This is a genomic window from Paenarthrobacter aurescens (assembly GCF_041549525.1).
Taxonomy (GTDB): domain Bacteria; phylum Actinomycetota; class Actinomycetes; order Actinomycetales; family Micrococcaceae; genus Arthrobacter; species Arthrobacter aurescens.
The window spans coordinates 82,202-100,059 of sequence record NZ_CP157456.1 but is presented as its reverse complement, the minus strand read 5'-3'; the positions used below and the strand labels follow the sequence as shown (position 1 = coordinate 100,059).

Here is a 17,858-nt window from a genome sequence, read left to right as displayed (position 1 = left end):
TGCCGCGGGGGCTTGTGACTGTGGTCGCTCGTCCCCGCTACCGTTCCCGCCGCCCGCAACCGCAACCTCTGGAGCGGATGGCGGGAAAGGGTGCGCCCCGGGAGAACCAGTGACGCGCCGGGCGAGAACGGGTGCGCCGGGCGCGGAAGAGCCACGCCATCCGACGTCACAGGGGCCTGATCAGCGGACATTCAGTGTCAGCGGGCCCCGCCGTCTGGCATGCTGGACCACATGGCTAGCCGAGCGGGCACAGTTGCCCTACCCCAGGACCTTGTTGACATCACAGCCCTGCTGGACGCGTATTTCGACGTAACTCCGGATGTGGGCGACCCTGCGCAGCGCGTGGCGTTTGGTACATCCGGGCACCGCGGATCCAGCTTGAAGGCTTCCTTCAACGAGCCGCATATCCTCGCGATCACGCAGGCAATCGTTGAATACCGTGGCCGCCAGGGCATCACCGGGCCGCTGTTCATCGGCCGCGACACCCACGCGCTTAGTGAGCCCGCACAGAACTCCGCGCTGGAGGTTTTGGCTGCCAACGGTGTAACCGTTTTGGTTGACGCCCGCCACGGCTACACCCCCACGCCGGCCCTAAGCCACGCAATCCTCAAGTACAACCGCGAGGCCGCGCCGGGAACCCCCCAGGCCGACGGGATCGTGGTCACCCCCAGCCACAACCCTCCGGGCGATGGTGGCTTCAAATACAACCCACCCCACGGCGGCCCTGCCGACACCGACGCCACGGGATGGATCGCCGACCGGGCAAACCAGTTGCTGGAAAACGGGCTCCGGGGCGTCAAGCGCATGCCGCTGAACGATGCCCTGGCTGCAGAGACCACAGGCAAGTTCGACTTCCTCAGCAGCTATGTGGACGATCTTCCGTCCGTACTGAACCTTGACGCGATCCGCGATGCGGGTGTCCGCATCGGCGCCGATCCCATGGGTGGCGCCTCCGTTGACTACTGGGGTGAGATCGGCGAGCGCCACCAGCTCAACCTCACAGTTGTGAACCCCACGGTGGATCCGCAGTGGGCTTTCATGACCCTCGACTGGGACGAGAAGATCCGCATGGATTGCTCGTCGCCATCGGCCATGGCCTCGCTGATCAAGCGGATGGCAGCGGGTGCCGATGGCACCGCAGCCTATGACGTGGCCACAGGCAACGACGCCGACGCCGACCGCCACGGCATTGTCACCCCCGACGGCGGGCTCATGAACCCGAACCACTACCTCGCCGTTGCCATCGACTACCTTTACCGGAACCGCAGTGGCTGGAACCCGGAGTCCGTAGTGGGCAAGACGCTGGTCTCGTCCTCGATCATTGACCGCGTTGCCGGTGGGCTCGGCCGCAAGCTGGTTGAGGTTCCCGTGGGCTTCAAGTGGTTCGTTCCCGGGCTGCTGTCCGGCGAAGGCGCATTTGGTGGCGAAGAGTCAGCCGGCGCTTCCTTCAACAAACTGGACGGCAGCGTGTGGACCACGGACAAGGACGGCATCCTGCTGGCCCTGCTGGCATCAGAGATCACAGCCGTTACTGGCAAGTCCCCGTCACAGCTCTACAAGGGCCTGACCGATCAGTTCGGTGCTCCCGTTTACGCCCGCATTGACGCCGCAGCCTCCCGCGAGCAGAAGTCCAAGCTGGGCAAGCTCTCCGCCGCCGATGTCACTGCCACTTCCCTTGCCGGTGAAGAGATCACGGCCAAGCTCACGGAGGCTCCGGGCAACGGCGCTTCGATTGGCGGCTTGAAGGTTGTCACCGAGAATGCTTGGTTTGCTGCACGTCCATCCGGTACCGAGGACGTCTACAAGATCTACGCCGAGTCCTTCAAGGGCGCGGATCACCTTGCCCAGGTTCAGCAGGAGGCCAAGGCGTTGGTGGACGGGGTCATCGCGTAGTGGCGGGACCGCTGATTGAGGAGATGTCCCCGGCCGAGGAACAGTGGATCGAGGATCTCCTTGGTTCCTTCCAGCATGTGGGCTCCGTGGTGGACGGACCTGAGACGGATCAGCCACGCACGGACCTCCAGTACATCGATGCCCTGTGGCAGATGACCGTTGGCCACAGCGAGGATGAGCCCCATTTTGATCCCAACCCCATGATCAACATCATGGGCGCCGCTCTTGGAAATCACTTGATCACTGAGATTCCCGGGCTTCGCTGGGTGCTGGGGACCTATCCGGACGGCGCCACCGAAGCCACCGTGCATCACAAAACGGGCAACATCGTGGTGCATCCCATGAACATGATCGGGAAGCGCTGGGCCACCCGCGCCGAAGAGCCATACGAGTGGATTTCACAGCTCGCGCCGGGGCTGGTGGCTGACATTCGTGCCGCGATTGCAGCGGCTTCGGCCACTGGCGACGCGCATATTCACTAAGGACCCTGGGACGGCTGAGGACGCTTGGATATGGGTGTCCTCAGCCCGCTGGCGTGTCTTCAGCCACCTTCGACGTCCTGCGTCCAGAGCCTGAGGATGCGCCGAATGGTGTGGTCGCCGTCTGGAGCCATGTCCACCAGGGCTACTTGGTCAAGTACGACGACGTCTCCGGACTTCGGTCTCTTGCCGTCGTGATGCGAGATGTGTGGCCGGTAGCGTTCCATCACGTAGTTCGGTGTGGCGATCCTGCCGCCGATGTTGTTCACAGCGTCCACGATCTCCTGGTGCAACCCCTGAAGCAGCGGATTGTGCTCGATCAAACTCACCGGGATGGACCCCATATGCCCGAAGCCCGCCTCTTCGCCTACGGTCAGCAGGGTTCCCAGCGCACCCTTGACCGGCGCTTCGGCCAGGTCCGCAAGGACATCGGCGACGTCGGCGCTTAGGTCAGCGCCGACGTCGAACCTTAACAGCGTGATGTGCAACGGCCAGTCGCTGCGCGAAAAAACCAGCCCCTGCTCCACCGGCTCGGTGAACGCCACCCAAATGAGGTTCCGCATAGGCATAGTTTGCCACCGCCCGGCAAAAACCCTCTCTCACATCCCCCGGCCAAAACACCAACCATCTCTCACATCCCGCGGCTAATTCCTGATCCCTCTCGCACGTAGGCGCGACCGACTGCCGATTGGGGATGCGGAACTGATAGAGCGTCCGGAAAACACCCAAGGGAAGTGATAGAGCGTCCGGGGAATTAGACGGTGCGAACCACTTCTTCGTAAGCGAACTTCGGCTTGGCTTCGCCCCAGGCGTCCGGGCCGGGCTGGCCGATGTTGACCACCAGGAAGCTCTTCTGATCGCCGGCGGGGAAGAATTCGGCGTCGATTGCCGAGAAGTCAGCGCCGGTCATTGGGCCAGCCGCGAAACCGAGGGAGCGCACGGCCAGGATGAAGTAGCCCGCCTGCAAATGAGCGTTGTTGTTGCCCGTAGCAGCGGCGAAAGCGGGATCGGCGTCGTACATGGCCTTAGGCGCGCCGTAGGCGGGCAGGAACTTGTCCCACTGACCCTGCCAGTCGGTGTCGTAGGAAAGGATGGCCACCAGCGGTGCGGACGCGGTCTTGGCCTGGTTGCCACGCGAGAGGTGGTCCACCAGCTTGGCGCGGGCCTCATCCGAGCGGACGTAGGTCACGCGGAGCGGCTGGGAGTTGAAGGCGGTGGGGCCGAACTTGGTGAGCTCGTAGATGGCACGTGCCTGCTCGTCGGTGACCTCACCGGCGAAGCTGTTGGCGGTGCGGGCTTCGGCAAAAATGGCGTCGACTGCTGCTGCGTCAATGACTGCTTCTTCGTGGGCGATCGTCATGTCATGAACCTTTCGCTGGGCCTGACCCTGAGCCGGCCGGGCACTTCTGCTTTCCATGGTTGCAACTTCAAGTTCCCTTGTCCTCTTCCCGTGACGGCCCGTGACGTTGGGCACAGCGCGAAAGTCGGTAGCATCATGCATACGAGCTGCCACCAGTGGGGGACGTTCAGCCGTGGGAATGACGACACCAGAAGGGGCCTGATGCCTACCTTTCCCTTAGTGGCCCGTCAGCGGGCGCTGGCTGTTTTTGTGATGCTTTTGGTGATGTTCCTGATGCCAACCGGGCAGGCTTGGGCGTCCACGCCAACCCGGAATCCGGTCCAGCAGCAGCCAAGCGTGGACGATCCCGGGGCGCGCTTCTTTGGTGCTTTGCTGAACTGGGACAAGGACTCGGCGGCGGACTACTCCCAGCGGCTGGGTGCACCCGCGGCGCTTTACGGTCAGAACGTGTCCATGCCTGTGGACGATGGAGGCCGGGAATACCTGAGGGGCTACTTTTCCCAAGTCGCCGATCAGGGCTCTCATGCACTGCTCACTGTTCGCCCCGGGATTGAGCTGAAGGACATTAACGACGACGTCGCGGCCACTTTTGCTCGTCAGATCACGACGGCGGCAGCTGGCTTTCGCGGCAAAGTGTTCGTCCGCTTCGCACCGGAAATGAACGCCCCGTGGGTCAGTTGGGGGCAGGAGCCGGAAGCGTACCGCGCTGCTTTCGACAAAGTTGCTGCATCGCTCAGGGCTGCACTGCCGGATCCGGTGATGGTGTGGTCGCCGACGGCTGAAAAGGACTACCCCTTTCAGTTGGCCACCTCCACCCCGGGCAAGGGTGTGCCCCTCGCTTCGGTGGACACCAGCGGCAACGGGGTGTGGGATCAGGACGACTCCGCCTTTGAGCCTTATTACCCCGGCGATGACGTGGTGGACTGGGTGGGGCTGTCCGTCTACCACGATTCCACCGGCGCAGGGGCTGCCAGGAATACCCTGCCTGCAGCTGGTGAGTTCAACGATGCCCTGCATGCGTCCGGTGGAGGAACCTCCAGCGGGGACGCCGGAACGGACAATTTCTACAGCAGCTACGTTCAAGCCCGCGGCAAGCCGCTCTTGGTGGAAACCGGAGCTTTCTTCTCCCCCGGTGCCGGCGGCGCTGCAGAGCTGGACGTCAAGGAAACGTGGTGGCACCAGGTCTTCGCCTCAGTAGCCGAACCCGGTAACGGGGCTGTCCGGGCAGTGGTCTGGAACGAAACCACGGATGTGCGCCAACCCGGCGGGGTGCCCATCGATTGGAGGGCCACCGCTGAGCCTTCACTGGCGGACCCTTTCCGAACCTCCTTGGACACCTCCGGCCTCACTATTGGGCCGGTTACTGAGAAGGGCTTGGACAACGTGCCCGGCCTTGAGGCACCGCAGCCGAAGTCGGGGACCGTCATCCAAGGCTGGGCTGCCTGGGCTTCGGCCGGATCAGTACTGATTGCTGTGGCAGCGCTGTGGATGTTGTCCTCGCGATCCTTCGCCGGCAAGTGGTCCTACACCGGCACAGATAAGCGGGATGCGCGGATCGACATGCTCCGGGGCCTGGCGATCGTATTCGTGGTGGTCAACCACGTGGGCATTAACTCCGTATTCCAACTGCTCAGCCAGGAGACGCTGGGAGTGGTCTCCGGGGCGGAGCTGTTTGTGATGCTCTCCGGGGTGGTTCTGGGGATGGTTTATGGTCCCCGGATAGCCACTGACCTCGGCGATGTAGTGGACGGCACCACGAAGCGCGCCTGGAAATTGTATTTCACGGCCCTCGCCGTGGTCCTGATCGTGTACGGGTTGAGCTTGCTTCCCTTCATCAACGCCGCAGCAGTCACAACATTTACCGATCAAGGTACAGGCGGGGCCGGCCGCGCAGCTGCGGGCACTACGTACGATCTTTACGCTGGGATGGAAGGACTTCTTCAGTTCCCTGTTCCGGAGGGCCTTATCCCGGCTCTGCTGCTCCTGCAGGTTGGGCCGTGGCAGTTCAACATCATGGGACTTTATGTGGTCCTGCTGCTCATCAGCCCGCTGATCCTGGTGGCTTTATCCCGCGGATTCACGTGGCTGGTCCTCACGCTCAGCGTTGTGCTTTACGTTGCAGGCTCCATCTTCCGTTTCCGCCTGTTGCCCTCACAGTTCGAGGACTCGTTCCCGCTTCTGGTGTGGCAGCTCTTGTTCGTTGTGGGGATGACCGCCGGGTTCTACCGGCGCCGGATCATTGAGTGGTTTGCCCATCCACGCCAACGGCTACTGCTCGGCGCGTGTATTTTCCTGGCGGTCGCCTGTGCCGTCTTCTCCTGGAGCGGGCCTTACCTGACCAACCAGCTGGACATCAGGCTCGCACTGATCCCCGAGACCACATTCAGGTATGTTTACGACACCTTCTTCAGCCGGACTTACCTGGGGCCGGGACGGGTGCTCAACGTCTTCCTCATCACCATCGCCTTGTACGCGTTGTTGAGCGCATTCTGGAAGCCGTTGTCACGTGCTGTCGGCTGGTTCTTCATACCCTTGGGCCAAGCCACGCTCTACGTGTTCATCATGCACGTGTTCTTCATTGTGGCCATTGCCAACATCCCTGCCTTGCGGGACGGAAACCTCTGGCTGAACACTGCCGTGTACGTCGCGCTGCTCGCCGCGCTGTGGGTGATGGTGAAGACCAAGTTCCTCTTCCGGATGGTACCTCGCTAAACGCGCGTCCCCACCGCATGCGGGCGGGGATTTGGCGGTAATGTTGCACCGAATCCCAATACTCTTCTGAGGAAGGCCCCGCCATGAGCATGCTCGGCATGAAATGGAAGCTCCACGGCAACGGCAAGTCCATCCGTCCCGGCCACGTGGTGGCTCCCGACGAGCGGCTGGCTTGGCCCTTGACCATCGGCATCGGCATGCAGCATGTAGTCGCCATGTTCGGCGCCACGTTCCTGGTGCCCATCATCACAGGCATGCCGCCGGCCACCACGTTGCTCTTCTCGGGCATCGGCACGCTGCTCTTCCTGGTGATCACCAAGGGCCGGGTGCCCAGCTACCTGGGGTCGAGCTTCGCTTTCATCGCCCCCATCATGGCGTCCCAACAGCAGTACGGCGTCAGTGGCGCCTTGGGCGGCGTGGTGCTGGCCGGCGTCGTACTGGCGCTTATTGGTGCGGTGGTCCAGAAGTTTGGCGCCGAATGGATCAACCGGCTCATGCCGCCGATCGTTACCGGTGCGATCGTGGCGCTGATCGGCTTGAACCTCGCGCCCGCGGCTAAGACCAACTTCGACCTCGCACCCGTCACCGCGCTGATCACTTTGGTGACGATCATTCTGGTTTCTGTTCTGTTCCGCGGAATCCTGGGGCGCCTGAGCATCCTGGTGGGTGTTGTGGTGGGGTACATCGTGGCGATGATGCGCGGTGAGGTGTCCTACGAAAAGATGGACGCCGCCGCGTGGATTGGCCTGCCGCTGTTCCAGACGCCCGAATTCCACATCGGCGTGGTGGGGCTGTTCGTGCCGGTGGTGCTGGTGCTCGTGGCTGAGAACGTGGGGCACGTGAAGTCGGTGGCCGCGATGACCGGCCAAAACCTCGACGGCGTCTCCGGCCGCGCACTGATGGCCGACGGCGCCGCGACCGTACTTGCCGGGTTCGGCGGCGGTTCCGGTACCACCACGTACGCGGAGAACATCGGAGTCATGGCCGCCACCAAGGTCTACTCGACGGCGGCCTACTGGGTGGCCGGTATCTTCGCCATCCTGCTGAGCTTCTCCCCGAAATTCGGCGAACTGATCGCCACCGTCCCGGCCGGTGTCCTGGGCGGCGCCGCGACCATGCTGTACGGCATGATCGGCGTGCTCGGCGTGAAGATCTGGGTGCAGAACAAGGTCAACTTCTCCAACCCGATCAACCTGACCACCGCTGCTGTTGCTCTGATTATCGGCATTGCTGACTACACCTGGACCATTGGCGAGCTGAAGTTCACGGGCATTGCCCTTGGGTCGGCTGCTGCCCTGGTGATCTACCACGGCATGAAGGGGCTGGCTCGCTGGCGCGGGACCGTCGCTGAGCCGGAAACCGAGACAGCGGGACTGCCGCCTGCGGTGAAGTCGGCGATGAACGCTGCGGCTAAGAGGGGCGGGAAGAAGGGGAAGTAGGGAACTTCCGGCGCATAGCTGGCCGCTCTGCGGACGTCGGGCGCAAAGCTCCATTCGACTCACCGATGGGATTGAGTCACGAGGCAATGGCCGCTTCGCGACCTCTCATATCCGTTAGGTGCCCGCCTCCGGCCTTCCACGAGCCGAGTAGAGCCAGCGCAGCCCGTCAGCAGTCCACGTTCGATGACTCATCCCGACACCAGAATAAAACAACCCGGATTTGTATTATTTATACAACCGTGCCTAGTATTACTTCGGTAGCGGTTCCTGAAATAATGGATTGCGCACCACTTCGAAGAGCCCACGCCACGTGCGTGGGTTCTTGCGTTAACAGATGGATGGGGATTTAGCGTGCTGATTGCATACTTGGACGAGTTCGGTCACGTGGGCCCCTATGTCAGTCGGGACCATGCCAAGTACAAAGATCATCCAGTCTTTGGGTACGCCGGCTACATAATCCCTGCCAAGAACGCCCGCTACTTCGGAGCCGAGTTCCTCAGGGTGAAGCGGACTCTTTTCAAGACCGAGATCGAGCAAGATAAAAATCCTAGTCAGTGGGAACGAAAAGGCGCTGAGTACTTCAGTACCGGAAGCATCAACAAGCGCCCCGAACAGGTCCGTGCTTTCACCGGTTTGGTGACGAAGTTGCAAGCAAATGGTGGCAGCCTTTTCTACTATGGTGACGAAAAGCCCCGGGGTAGCGTCAAGCAAACGAAGAAGACGTCGGAGGACTATACTGTCGAGGCCCTTCGCGAGACGATCAATCGCATCTGTCGCCATGCTGAGCACAAGGGTGAAGAGGTTCTTATATTCATGGACGACTTCACCGAGAAGTCCCGCCGGGAACTTGTCGCTCAGATGTACGGACACATCTACGCAAGAACCAAGAACTTCGATGAGATGCGGCTCATCGTCGAGCCTCCCCTCCACATCGACAGCAAGGTTAACTCCAGCGTCCAATTCGCGGACTGGGTATGTGGGTTGGTTGGCCGGGCAACTGACTACCAACTGCTCCCAGATTCGACCTTTTCCTGGGTTGAGGAGAAGTTCTCATCAAAGTTGACCGGAAGCTTTACGTACGAATCCAAGATCCGACTGATCGGCACCAAAACACACATCCACAACAGCGAAGTCCTTCGAGACCCCCACGTGCTCAAACGCACCAAGAAGGTGGGATCGGTCGGATACCAGCACCCACAGCTCGTCGGCCTATACGACAGCCTTCGGGCAGGGCCAAGAGTCTTGGCATAGTCACCAAAGGCCACCCATAAGGTGCCCGTCCTCCCTCTTAGTTTGAGAACCCAAACAAGCATTCCTTGCTTGTTCCGGAATAGGACCCTGGGTGTCTCAGGCAGGCGCCAGGATGCTTCTGTTCGATCCTGGTCTGGCGACCGGCTCCTAAGCGGATGCGGACCCAGGGACGCCACGCGGCAGTTGCGGTCTGCAATTGGACTATTGGGCCCTCTCCTTCTTCCAATCTCGGCACGGCCAAGGACTGCGACGATGGCCCGTGGATAGCTGCCCGCCAGCGCAGTCTGATCCTGAACCCGACTACATGGCCTTGACGCCCGGCATGGATAGGCGTGGTCCGTGGTCCGCAACCGCCACCGGGCAAAGGAGCGCCAGGCCCAGCACCTGTTCCACGAATTCGGCCATCAAGTGACAGGCGATCCTGCCACCGAAGGAGTTCCCGAGGACCGCAAACCGTTCGTCGCTGAAGGTCTTGCTGGCAAAGGAGGCAACGGCTCCGGCCACGGCATCCGCGCTGTCGATCTCGGGGCCCAGCCGAGGATTGGCCCATCCCCAGTGAGTCCACGTAGACCCGGTCCACTGACCGTGAGCACTGAACACGGGGTCGAGGCCCACGAGAAGGCGATGATCGACGCAGAATCCGTGGATGATCAGATTGGCGTCCCCGCCCCGTGTTCAACAGAATGCACCCTCGAACGCTAACACCGGTAGCAACTGACCCCTGCAGCATAAAGGGGCGGAGGGGTGGCGGGCTACAGCGTTCATCGAGGGGCGAGCTTTCTGCAGTAAGAGCTCTCGATAGCCTCGAGAGCTAGCCCCTCGGCGCGAGTGGACTTTAGAAGACACACAGCCAACCTCAGAGAGCGCTCTCTTGACGTACGTGACTTGCAGCACATACTGTGGGTCCACATCCCAGAGAGCGCTCTCTCGCCTTAGGCGTACGGTCGCTCGAACACACAAAGGAGTGATCGTGGAGTTTTCGCGACTAAGGAAATTCACTGCCCTGGCGGGCGTAGCCTCACTTGCCCTCGTAGCCGCAGGCTGCAGCGGCGGAGGCAACAAAGCGGCAAGTGCGGACAACCCCGTCACGCTGACCGTGACCACCTTCGGCACCTTCGGATACGACGACCTGTATGCCGAATACGAGAAGCAGAACCCCGGCGTCACCATCGAGGCCACCAACATTGACCGTGGTTCCAACGCCCGGACAGATGCATTTACCAAGCTCGCCGCAGGCTCCGGCCTCAGCGACGTCACGGCCATTGAGGAAGGCTGGCTCGGCTCCATCATGGAGGTTTCGGACCAGTTCGTGGACCTCAAGGAGCACGGCGCCGAGGACATCAAGGGCAACTGGGTGGACTGGAAGTTCAAGCAGGGCACTGACCCCAACGGCCGCGTGATCGGCTATGGGACGGACATCGGACCGCAGGCCCTGTGCTTCAACGGCAAACTCTTCGAAGCAGCCGGACTGCCGAGCGACCGCGAAAAGGTTGCAGAACTCTTTGGCGGCAAGGACGCGAGCTGGGACAAGTACTTCGAGCTGGGCCGCCAATACAAAGCGGCCACCGGCAAAGCCTGGTATGACCAGTCCGGCTTCGTATGGAACTCCATGGTCAACCAGATGGACGAGGGTTATTACACCAAGGACGGCAAGCTGAACGTAGAGGGCAACAAGGAAATGCGGGCAAAGTTTGACATGCTCGCTGCCGGCACCGCCGATGGCCTGTCATCCAACCAGACCCAGTTCGACTGGGGCAACGGCAAGGCATTCGTGGACGGTTCCTTCGCCACGCACGTATGCCCGGCATGGATGCTCGGCACCATCAAGGGCCAGCTCGAGTCAGCCGGCGGCGGGGCAGCCAGCGGCTGGGATGTAGCGGACGTCTTCCCCGGCGGTGCCTCCAACTGGGGCGGCGCTTTCCTCTCAGTTCCCAAGAGCTCCAAGCACCCCGCTGAAGCAGCCAAGCTGGCGGCATGGCTGACCGCACCTGAGCAGCAGATCAAGCAGTCCGCTGCAGCGAACAACTTCCCCAGCACCCTCGAAGCCCAGGCAAAGATCGTGGAAGCAGCCAAGCCGAACGAACTGTTCAACAACGCCCCCTATGGCGCCATCTTCGAATCCCGCGCCGAGGGTGTCATCGCCCAGTTCAAGGGTCCGGATGACTCCGTGATCCAGGAGAACGTCTTCGGCCCCGCCCTCAAGATGCTCGACTCGGGCAAGGGCACCGCAGATGAAGCCTGGAATGAAGCCGTCAAGCTCCTCAACGACCTCGTGGTCAACAACTAGCAGCACCCGGCCGTGGGGCCTCCGGGAAACCGGAGGCCCCCTCACAGAGTCTGAGACCCGACCATGACCACCACCTTGAACCGCCCGGCAGCCGGCAGAGCGGCCGCCACCAAACCGAAACCCACCTTCCGCCAACGCCTGAACGTCTTTGACATGAAGGCGTCCCCGTACTTCTACATCGCCCCGTTCTTCATCCTGTTTGCCCTGGTTGGCCTCTTCCCCCTGGGCTACACGTTCTTTGTTTCCCTCTTCGACTGGCACCTGCTCAAAGGCCAGGGAGAGTTTGTGGGATTCCAGAACTTCGCTGAGGTTCTTCAGGACAGGTTCTTCTGGAACTCCTTGTTCAACACCGTCAGCATTTTCCTGATCTCCACCATTCCCCAGCTGATCATGGCCACCATCATCGCCGCGGTCCTGGACCAGAACCTTCGCGCCAAGACGTTCTGGCGCATGAGCATCCTGCTCCCCTATGTTGTGACTCCCGTGGCTGTTGCCATGATCTTCACCAACATGTTCGGCGAGCAGTACGGGCTGATCAACAACATCCTGTCCAGCTTCGGCATCGATCCCATCATGTGGAAGAACGACACCCTTCCCAGCCACATCGCAATCGCCACCATGGTGAACTGGCGCTGGACCGGGTACAACGCGCTGATTCTTCTGGCCGCCATGCAGTCGGTTCCGCGGGATATTTACGAGTCCGCCGCAATAGATGGCGCCGGCTCTGTGCGCCGCTTCTTCAGCATCACGTTGCCCAGCATCCGGCCCACCATGGTGTTCGTCATTGTCACGGCCACCATCGGCGGGCTCCAGATCTTCACCGAACCCCGCTTGTTCGATCCCGTAGCCGCCGGTGGAACCGCCCGGCAGTTCCAAACCACTGTGCTGTACCTGTGGGAGATGGCTTTCCAGCGGCAGAACTTCGGCAAGGCCTCCACCATCGCCTGGCTGCTGTTCCTGATCATTCTGATCTTCGGGATCGTGAACTGGCTGATCTCACGCCGTATCGCCACCAACGGTGACGATCGCGGAGCAGCCAGCCGCCGCCGTCGGCCGCGTTCTTCGGCTGCGAGCGCAAAAGCGGACGACGCCGGCCTCACCGCCCAGGCGGCAGCGGCACCAGACTCAACCCCGAGGAGCGGGAAATGACCCTCACTCAGAACCGGCCACATACCCCGGCTCCGCAGCAGACCTCCCGAGCACTGGCCACCCGGAAAGCCCTCTTTGGCAACGGCAGGCGTCCCGGCTTCCTGACCTACGGTTTGCTGCTGGCCTTCTTCCTGGCCTCGGCGTATCCGCTGTGGTGGTCGGTGATCATCGGCAGCCGCTCCAACGAGGCACTGGGTGAAACCTGGCCGCCGCTGTTCCCGGGCGGCAACTTCTGGACCAACGTGGGGGAAGTTTTTGACACCGTCCCGTTCTGGCTCGCGCTCGGCAACAGCGTCCTGATCTCGGGCATCATCACCATCTCTGTGGTGGGATTCTCCACTTTGGCCGGATATGCGTTCGCCAAGCTGCGGTTCCGCGGCCGCAACTGGCTGATGGTGGCAGTGATCGCCACCATGGCCATCCCCACGCAGCTGGGCATCATTCCGCTGTTCATGCTGATGCGCACGCTGGGCTGGACAGGTGAGATCGGCGCCGTCGTGATCCCTACTCTTGTCACAGCGTTCGGCGTGTTCTTCATGCGGCAGTATTTGGTGGACGTGATCCCGGACGAGCTGATCGAGTCGGCACGTATGGACGGCGCATCCATGATCTCCACTTTCTGGCACGTGGCGCTGCCCGCCGCGCGTCCGGCCATGGCAATCCTGGGCCTGTTCACGTTCATGACGGCCTGGACTGATTTCCTGTGGCCTCTGCTGGTGCTCGACGCCGGCAACCCCACCTTGCAGACGGCGCTCAGCCAACTGCAGTCGGCCCGCTACGTGGACTATTCGATCGTCCTGGCCGGTGCCGTCATGGCAACACTTCCGCTGCTGGCGCTCTTTGTCATAGCGGGACGTCAACTTATTTCCGGAATCATGCAAGGAGCAGTGAAGGGCTAATGCCATTCGAAGCAACAACCCACCCGGCCATCACACCCTTTAACAGGGTGTGGCCCGAGGGCTTCCTCTGGGGCTCGGCTACCGCCGCAGCCCAGGTGGAAGGTGCCAGCCACGAAGGCGGCAAGGAAGACTCCGTGTGGGACGCTTTCGCCCGCATTCCCGGGGCTATTGCCAACGGTGAGACGCTGAAGGACGCTGTGCAGCACTACCACCGCATGCCCCAGGACGTGAGGATCATGAAGGAGTTGGGCCTGGATTCCTACCGGTTCTCCACCAGCTGGTCCCGCGTCCGGCCGGGCGGCCGTACCGCGAACGCTGAAGGCCTGGACTTCTACTCACGTTTGGTGGATGAACTGCTCGACGCCGGCATCCTCCCTTGGTTGACCCTTTACCATTGGGACCTGCCGCAGGCGCTGGAGGAGAAGGGCGGCTGGGCCAACCGGGACACCGCCTACCGTTTTGTGGACTACGCCAACGACGTCTATTCGGCACTGGGTGACCGGGTTCAGCACTGGACCACTTTCAATGAGCCGTTCTGCTCGTCGCTCCTCGGCTATGCGGCGGGTGTGCACGCACCCGGGCGCCAGGAACCGGAGGCGGCTGTTGCGGCTGTCCATCATCAGCATCTCGCCCACGGCCTGGTGGTCAATGAGTTGCGGACCCGGGGTGCCCGTCAATTGGGGATCACACTGAACCTCAGCAATTCCATCCCGCGGGATCCTTCAGATCCTGTGGACCTTGATGCCGCCCGCCGCTATGATTCGCTGCAGAACAGGATCTTCCTGGATCCGATCCTCCGGGGCGCCTACCCGGAGGACACCCTGAATGATCTGGAGCAGTTTGGCATCCGGGATGTGATCAAGCCCGGCGATCTGGAGATCATAGGTGCTCCTATCGACTTCCTGGGGGTCAACCACTATCACGATGACCTGATCAGCGGGCACCCCACTGCCGAACACGGCGACGGCCACTCGGGCGGCGCAACCCGTCCAACGTCGTCGTGCTGGATCGGTTCGGAGGATATTTCCTTCCCGAGCCGCGGGTTGCCTCGCACGGCCATGGACTGGGAGGTCAACCCGGATGGGCTGCGGAAGCTCCTGGTGCGTCTGGGCGAGGAATACCCCATGCTGCCGCCGCTGTACATCACGGAAAACGGTGCCGCGTACGAGGACGTGGTCAGTCCCGACGGTGCAGTTCACGACGCCGAGCGGACCCAGTTCGTTCTGGACCACATCACGGCGGTTGGGGAGGCACTGGACCAAGGGGCCGATGTTCGCGGCTACTTCGTGTGGTCTCTCCTGGACAACTTTGAGTGGTCCTGGGGTTACGGCAAGCGGTTCGGGGTGGTTCGGGTGGACTATGACACCTTTGAGCGGACGGTGAAGGACAGCGGACTGGCGTATTCCCGGGTCATTGCGGCGGCCAAGGCATCTGCCACCGCCACTGTGAGCGCCTAAAGTAGCCTTCAGAGGCTTACTTTTTCTGACGTTCCGGAGATGACAATGACGCAGGACACCAGCGGCCCCCGGCCGGTACCCACCCTTGAAATGGTGGCTGCCTTGGCCGGGGTCTCGCGGGCCACTGTGTCCCGTGTGGTCAACGACAGCCCCAGCGTGGACCCGGAGTTGGCGCAGTCTGTGCGGAAAGCCATCCTGGCCCTGGACTACACACCAAACCGTGCTGCTCGTTCGCTCGCCAAACGCAGGGCGAATGCGGTCACGCTGATTGTGCCGGAGTCCACGTCCAAGGTCTTCGCGGATCCGTTCTTTGCCTCGGTTGTGCAGGGCATCGCCCTGTATCTCACCGATACGGAGTACACGCTGAACATGGTGATCTCCTCGGAGTCGAAACCTGAGAAGACCCGCAGCTTCCTGCTCGGTGGCAACGTGGACGGGGTGCTGGTGGTCTCGCACCACAGTGGTGACAACTCCTGGACCCACCTCTCAGGGTCGCTTCCCATGGTGTTCGCCGGGCGGCCCCTGGTGGGCGGCAAGGAGAGTTACTACGTGGATGTGGCCAATGAGCAAGCGGCCTACGAGGTCACCAAACTTTTGACTGAGAGCGGCCGCAAGAACGTGGCCACCATTGCCGGCCCGCAGGACATGCCCCCGGGCCTGGATCGGCTTGCCGGTTGGAGGACTGCCGTGCGGGAGTCAGGCCTTGGTGAGGGTTTGATGGAGGAAGGCGATTTCACCCTGGCCTCCGGAGCCAAAGCAATGCATCGCCTGTTGGATCGCGGTGTGCCCATTGACGCCGTTTTTGCTGCCAATGATCAGATGGCCGCCGGCGCCTACACCGCCATCCAGGGCCGGGGCCTGCGCATCCCGGAGGACATCGCCGTGGTCGGTTTTGACGACGATTCCTTCGCCACCTCGGTGACCCCTGCCCTCACCACCGTGCATCATCCCATTGTTGAACTCGGCAAGAAGATGGCCGAGACCTTGGTAAACCTGATCGAGGGTAAACCGGCAGAGCGCGTGAACAGGATGCCCACCTCGATCGTTATCCGCGATTCCGTTTAGCTCCATGCCTTGAAAGGCCATTCCATGCTTCCTGCTCCCGTCAGCACCGTTGCACCTTCGCTCGCAACAGGCCGCCCCCTCCGCTGGGGAGTAGTGGCCACGGGCTCCATTGCACTACGCGTAGTGGAGGACCTGGCGCTCCTTGAGGACGCTGTCCTCCAGGCTGTGAGCTCACGCTCGGAGGCCTCGGCCAGGAGCTTTGCTGAGAAGTTCGGTTTTGCCACGGCCTACTCTGACGCACGCGGGACGCCCGGTTACGAGCGGCTGCTGGCCGATCCCGCCGTCGACGTCGTTTACGTCGCCACTCCGCACGCGCAGCATCACGCCGTCGCGTTGGCAGCGCTCCACGCGGGCAAGCACGTCCTGTGTGAAAAGCCGATCGCCATGGACGCCGCGCAGGCACGCGAGCTGGCTGACCTCGCGCGGGATAAGGGACTTTTTCTGATGGAGGCCGTGTGGACCCGGTTTCTGCCCAGCTTTTGCCGCGCCATGAAGGTCCTGCGTTCGGGAGAAATTGGAGAGCCTCGGTGGCTTCAGGCCGATCTCGGCTTCGTCCCTGCCTACGATCCCGCATCACGGATCTGGGATCCGGCCGCCGGGGGTGGAGCGTTGCTGGATCTGGCTGTTTACCCGTTGACGTGGGCGCTGGGAGTGTTCGGCGAGCCGGACAGCCTGATTGCCAGCGGATCCTTGACTCCACAGGGCGTGGACCTGCAAAACTCCCTCGCCTTGAACTACCGGACTGGCACCTACGCGCAGCTCATCACCTCAATCGGCGCGGAGTGCCCCAGCGTAGTAACAGTGGGAGGCTCCGAGGGGTGGTTGCGGTCCTCTGCATCCCTGTTCAACCCGGCCGAGATCATCATCCAGCCGCGAAACGGCACGTTGCGGACGGAGAGGTTTAAGGTACTCGGGCACGGATTCAGCTACGAGTTGCGTGAAGTGACGCGTTGCCTGCAGGCCGGGCTGACCGAGAGCCCGTTCATGACTCCTGAGGAGTCGGTTGGGACCATGGAGCTGTTGGACGAGGCTCGCCGGCAGATGGGTCTCCGCTATCCCAGCGATCCTCAGCTTCCCATCTCAACAGGTCCCCTGGCTGACATTCCAGAACCTCGCACAGCGCTTCAAGCGTAGTAAAACGCACAGCCTTCGCACGCCCATTCTTGAGTACTGCCAAATTCGCCGGGGTTATGCCTACTTTCTCGGCGAGCACTCCTACGGGCATTTTGCGCTTGGCCAGCATCACGTCAATGTCCACAATGATGGGCATCAGATCACCTCGTCCAGCTCGGCCCGCAGGCCAGCGGCTTCCACATCCCGCGCCACAGCCTGGGCGAGCAGCGTTCGCATCACCAGCACCACCAGTGCCACTCCCCCGATCATCAGCGCCGCACCACAGATCAGCAACACCACGCCCGGGGCTGTTTCGCCCGGAGCCAGGATCACTGCGATGCCAAACATCAGGACGGCCGCAAAAGCGATTGCACCGAAGATGATGTCCACAAACCGGAAGGCCCTGTGGGAGAACACCGTCCCGCGGCGCACCATGGTCAGCAAACGCCACACACAGACAGCAACCACCTGAACACACAGGATTCCCAGAACCACGATTGCCAGCAGCGCAATGCGCGGACCATCCGGGGCGCCGGCTTCGCTCAAGTCTATTGAAAGCAGCGGGACCATCCTGAGCTGCACAAACAATGAACCCGCAAGTACTAACGCGATGACTACCCGCAAGGCGAGGATTGACAGCTTTCCCATGGACGCTCCTTTATCGAACAACAACCTGATTCTATCGATATTCGATAGTTAGGCAACACTCCCAGCCAGTACACAGAATTAGTCAGCTTGCTTACTAAGATCTCTT

At 61.8% G+C, this 17,858-nt stretch carries 15 protein-coding genes and 1 pseudogene; 11 read left to right on the top strand and 5 right to left on the bottom strand.

Annotated features, from left to right (window positions below):
* The first annotated feature begins 231 nt into the window (after positions 1 to 231).
* Together pgm and ABI796_RS00505 are read left to right on the top strand one after the other, a co-directional pair.
* Positions 232 to 1,893, top strand: a complete 1,662-nt coding sequence (pgm, locus tag ABI796_RS00510) for a phosphoglucomutase (alpha-D-glucose-1,6-bisphosphate-dependent) (RefSeq protein WP_246095726.1) — start codon at positions 232 to 234, stop codon at positions 1,891 to 1,893.
* The gene (locus ABI796_RS00505) at positions 1,893 to 2,375 is read left to right on the top strand and encodes a DUF3806 domain-containing protein (RefSeq protein ID WP_141282796.1); all 483 of its coding nucleotides are present in this window, start codon (positions 1,893 to 1,895) and stop codon (positions 2,373 to 2,375) included. Before pgm ends, ABI796_RS00505 begins: the two co-directional genes overlap by 1 nt.
* Before the next feature lie 59 nt (positions 2,376 to 2,434).
* On the opposite strand, the gene ABI796_RS00500 is transcribed toward ABI796_RS00505, so the two are convergent.
* Positions 2,435 to 2,935: a 2'-5' RNA ligase family protein gene (locus ABI796_RS00500; RefSeq protein WP_141282798.1), complete on the bottom strand. Its 501-nt coding sequence runs from the start codon at positions 2,933 to 2,935 to the stop codon at positions 2,435 to 2,437.
* Positions 2,936 to 3,126: 191 nt separating this feature from the next.
* Positions 3,127 to 3,732, bottom strand: coding sequence for a malonic semialdehyde reductase (locus ABI796_RS00495; RefSeq protein ID WP_141282800.1), 606 nt, complete (start codon positions 3,730 to 3,732; stop codon positions 3,127 to 3,129).
* 201 nt (positions 3,733 to 3,933) lie between these two features.
* On the opposite strand from ABI796_RS00495, the gene opgC reads away from it, so the two are divergent.
* The 3 genes from opgC to ABI796_RS00480 all read left to right on the top strand — a co-directional run bounded on the left by opgC (position 3,934) and on the right by ABI796_RS00480 (position 9,134).
* Positions 3,934 to 6,444: an OpgC domain-containing protein gene (opgC, locus tag ABI796_RS00490; protein ID WP_141282802.1), complete on the top strand. Its 2,511-nt coding sequence runs from the start codon at positions 3,934 to 3,936 to the stop codon at positions 6,442 to 6,444.
* A gap of 83 nt (positions 6,445 to 6,527) precedes the next feature.
* Positions 6,528 to 7,883 carry a uracil-xanthine permease family protein gene (locus tag ABI796_RS00485; protein WP_141282804.1) on the top strand — a complete coding sequence of 452 codons (1,356 nt, stop codon included), beginning with the start codon at positions 6,528 to 6,530 and terminating at the stop codon, positions 7,881 to 7,883.
* 351 nt (positions 7,884 to 8,234) lie between these two features.
* Complete coding sequence (locus ABI796_RS00480; RefSeq protein WP_170224883.1) at positions 8,235 to 9,134, top strand: DUF3800 domain-containing protein; 900 nt, start codon at positions 8,235 to 8,237, stop codon at positions 9,132 to 9,134.
* A gap of 300 nt (positions 9,135 to 9,434) precedes the next feature.
* Here ABI796_RS00480 and ABI796_RS00475 read toward each other — a convergent pair whose 3' ends face one another.
* Positions 9,435 to 9,749: an alpha/beta fold hydrolase gene (locus tag ABI796_RS00475; RefSeq protein ID WP_170224884.1), complete on the bottom strand. Its 315-nt coding sequence runs from the start codon at positions 9,747 to 9,749 to the stop codon at positions 9,435 to 9,437.
* 355 nt (positions 9,750 to 10,104) lie between these two features.
* Between ABI796_RS00475 and ABI796_RS00470 the strand changes: the two genes are divergently transcribed.
* The 6 genes and pseudogenes from ABI796_RS00470 to ABI796_RS00445 all read left to right on the top strand — a co-directional run.
* Positions 10,105 to 11,421, top strand: a complete 1,317-nt coding sequence (locus ABI796_RS00470) for an ABC transporter substrate-binding protein (protein WP_141282809.1) — start codon at positions 10,105 to 10,107, stop codon at positions 11,419 to 11,421.
* Between the two features lie 63 nt (positions 11,422 to 11,484).
* Positions 11,485 to 12,570 (top strand): carbohydrate ABC transporter permease, encoded by a 1,086-nt coding sequence (locus ABI796_RS00465; RefSeq protein WP_141282811.1) that lies wholly within the window; start codon positions 11,485 to 11,487, stop codon positions 12,568 to 12,570.
* A complete protein-coding gene (locus ABI796_RS00460; protein ID WP_141282813.1) occupies positions 12,567 to 13,469 on the top strand; it encodes a carbohydrate ABC transporter permease in 903 nt (300 codons plus the stop codon). The genes ABI796_RS00465 and ABI796_RS00460 overlap by 4 nt, the downstream gene beginning before the upstream one ends.
* Positions 13,469 to 14,926, top strand: coding sequence for a GH1 family beta-glucosidase (locus ABI796_RS00455; protein ID WP_141282815.1), 1,458 nt, complete (start codon positions 13,469 to 13,471; stop codon positions 14,924 to 14,926). The genes ABI796_RS00460 and ABI796_RS00455 overlap by 1 nt, the downstream gene beginning before the upstream one ends.
* A gap of 45 nt (positions 14,927 to 14,971) precedes the next feature.
* Positions 14,972 to 15,991, top strand: a complete 1,020-nt coding sequence (locus ABI796_RS00450) for a LacI family DNA-binding transcriptional regulator (RefSeq protein WP_141282817.1) — start codon at positions 14,972 to 14,974, stop codon at positions 15,989 to 15,991.
* 24 nt (positions 15,992 to 16,015) lie between these two features.
* Positions 16,016 to 16,807, top strand: a pseudogene (locus tag ABI796_RS00445) (Gfo/Idh/MocA family protein); the annotation flags it as partial.
* Between the two features lie 166 nt (positions 16,808 to 16,973).
* On the opposite strand, the gene ABI796_RS00440 reads toward ABI796_RS00445, so the two are convergent.
* Together ABI796_RS00440 and ABI796_RS00435 are read right to left on the bottom strand one after the other, a co-directional pair.
* The gene (locus ABI796_RS00440) at positions 16,974 to 17,261 is read right to left on the bottom strand and encodes a helix-turn-helix domain-containing protein (protein ID WP_141282819.1); all 288 of its coding nucleotides are present in this window, start codon (positions 17,259 to 17,261) and stop codon (positions 16,974 to 16,976) included.
* Positions 17,261 to 17,752 carry a DUF2975 domain-containing protein gene (locus tag ABI796_RS00435; RefSeq protein ID WP_141282821.1) on the bottom strand — a complete coding sequence of 164 codons (492 nt, stop codon included), beginning with the start codon at positions 17,750 to 17,752 and terminating at the stop codon, positions 17,261 to 17,263. The genes ABI796_RS00440 and ABI796_RS00435 overlap by 1 nt, the downstream gene beginning before the upstream one ends.
* Between the last annotated feature and the right edge of the window lie 106 nt (positions 17,753 to 17,858).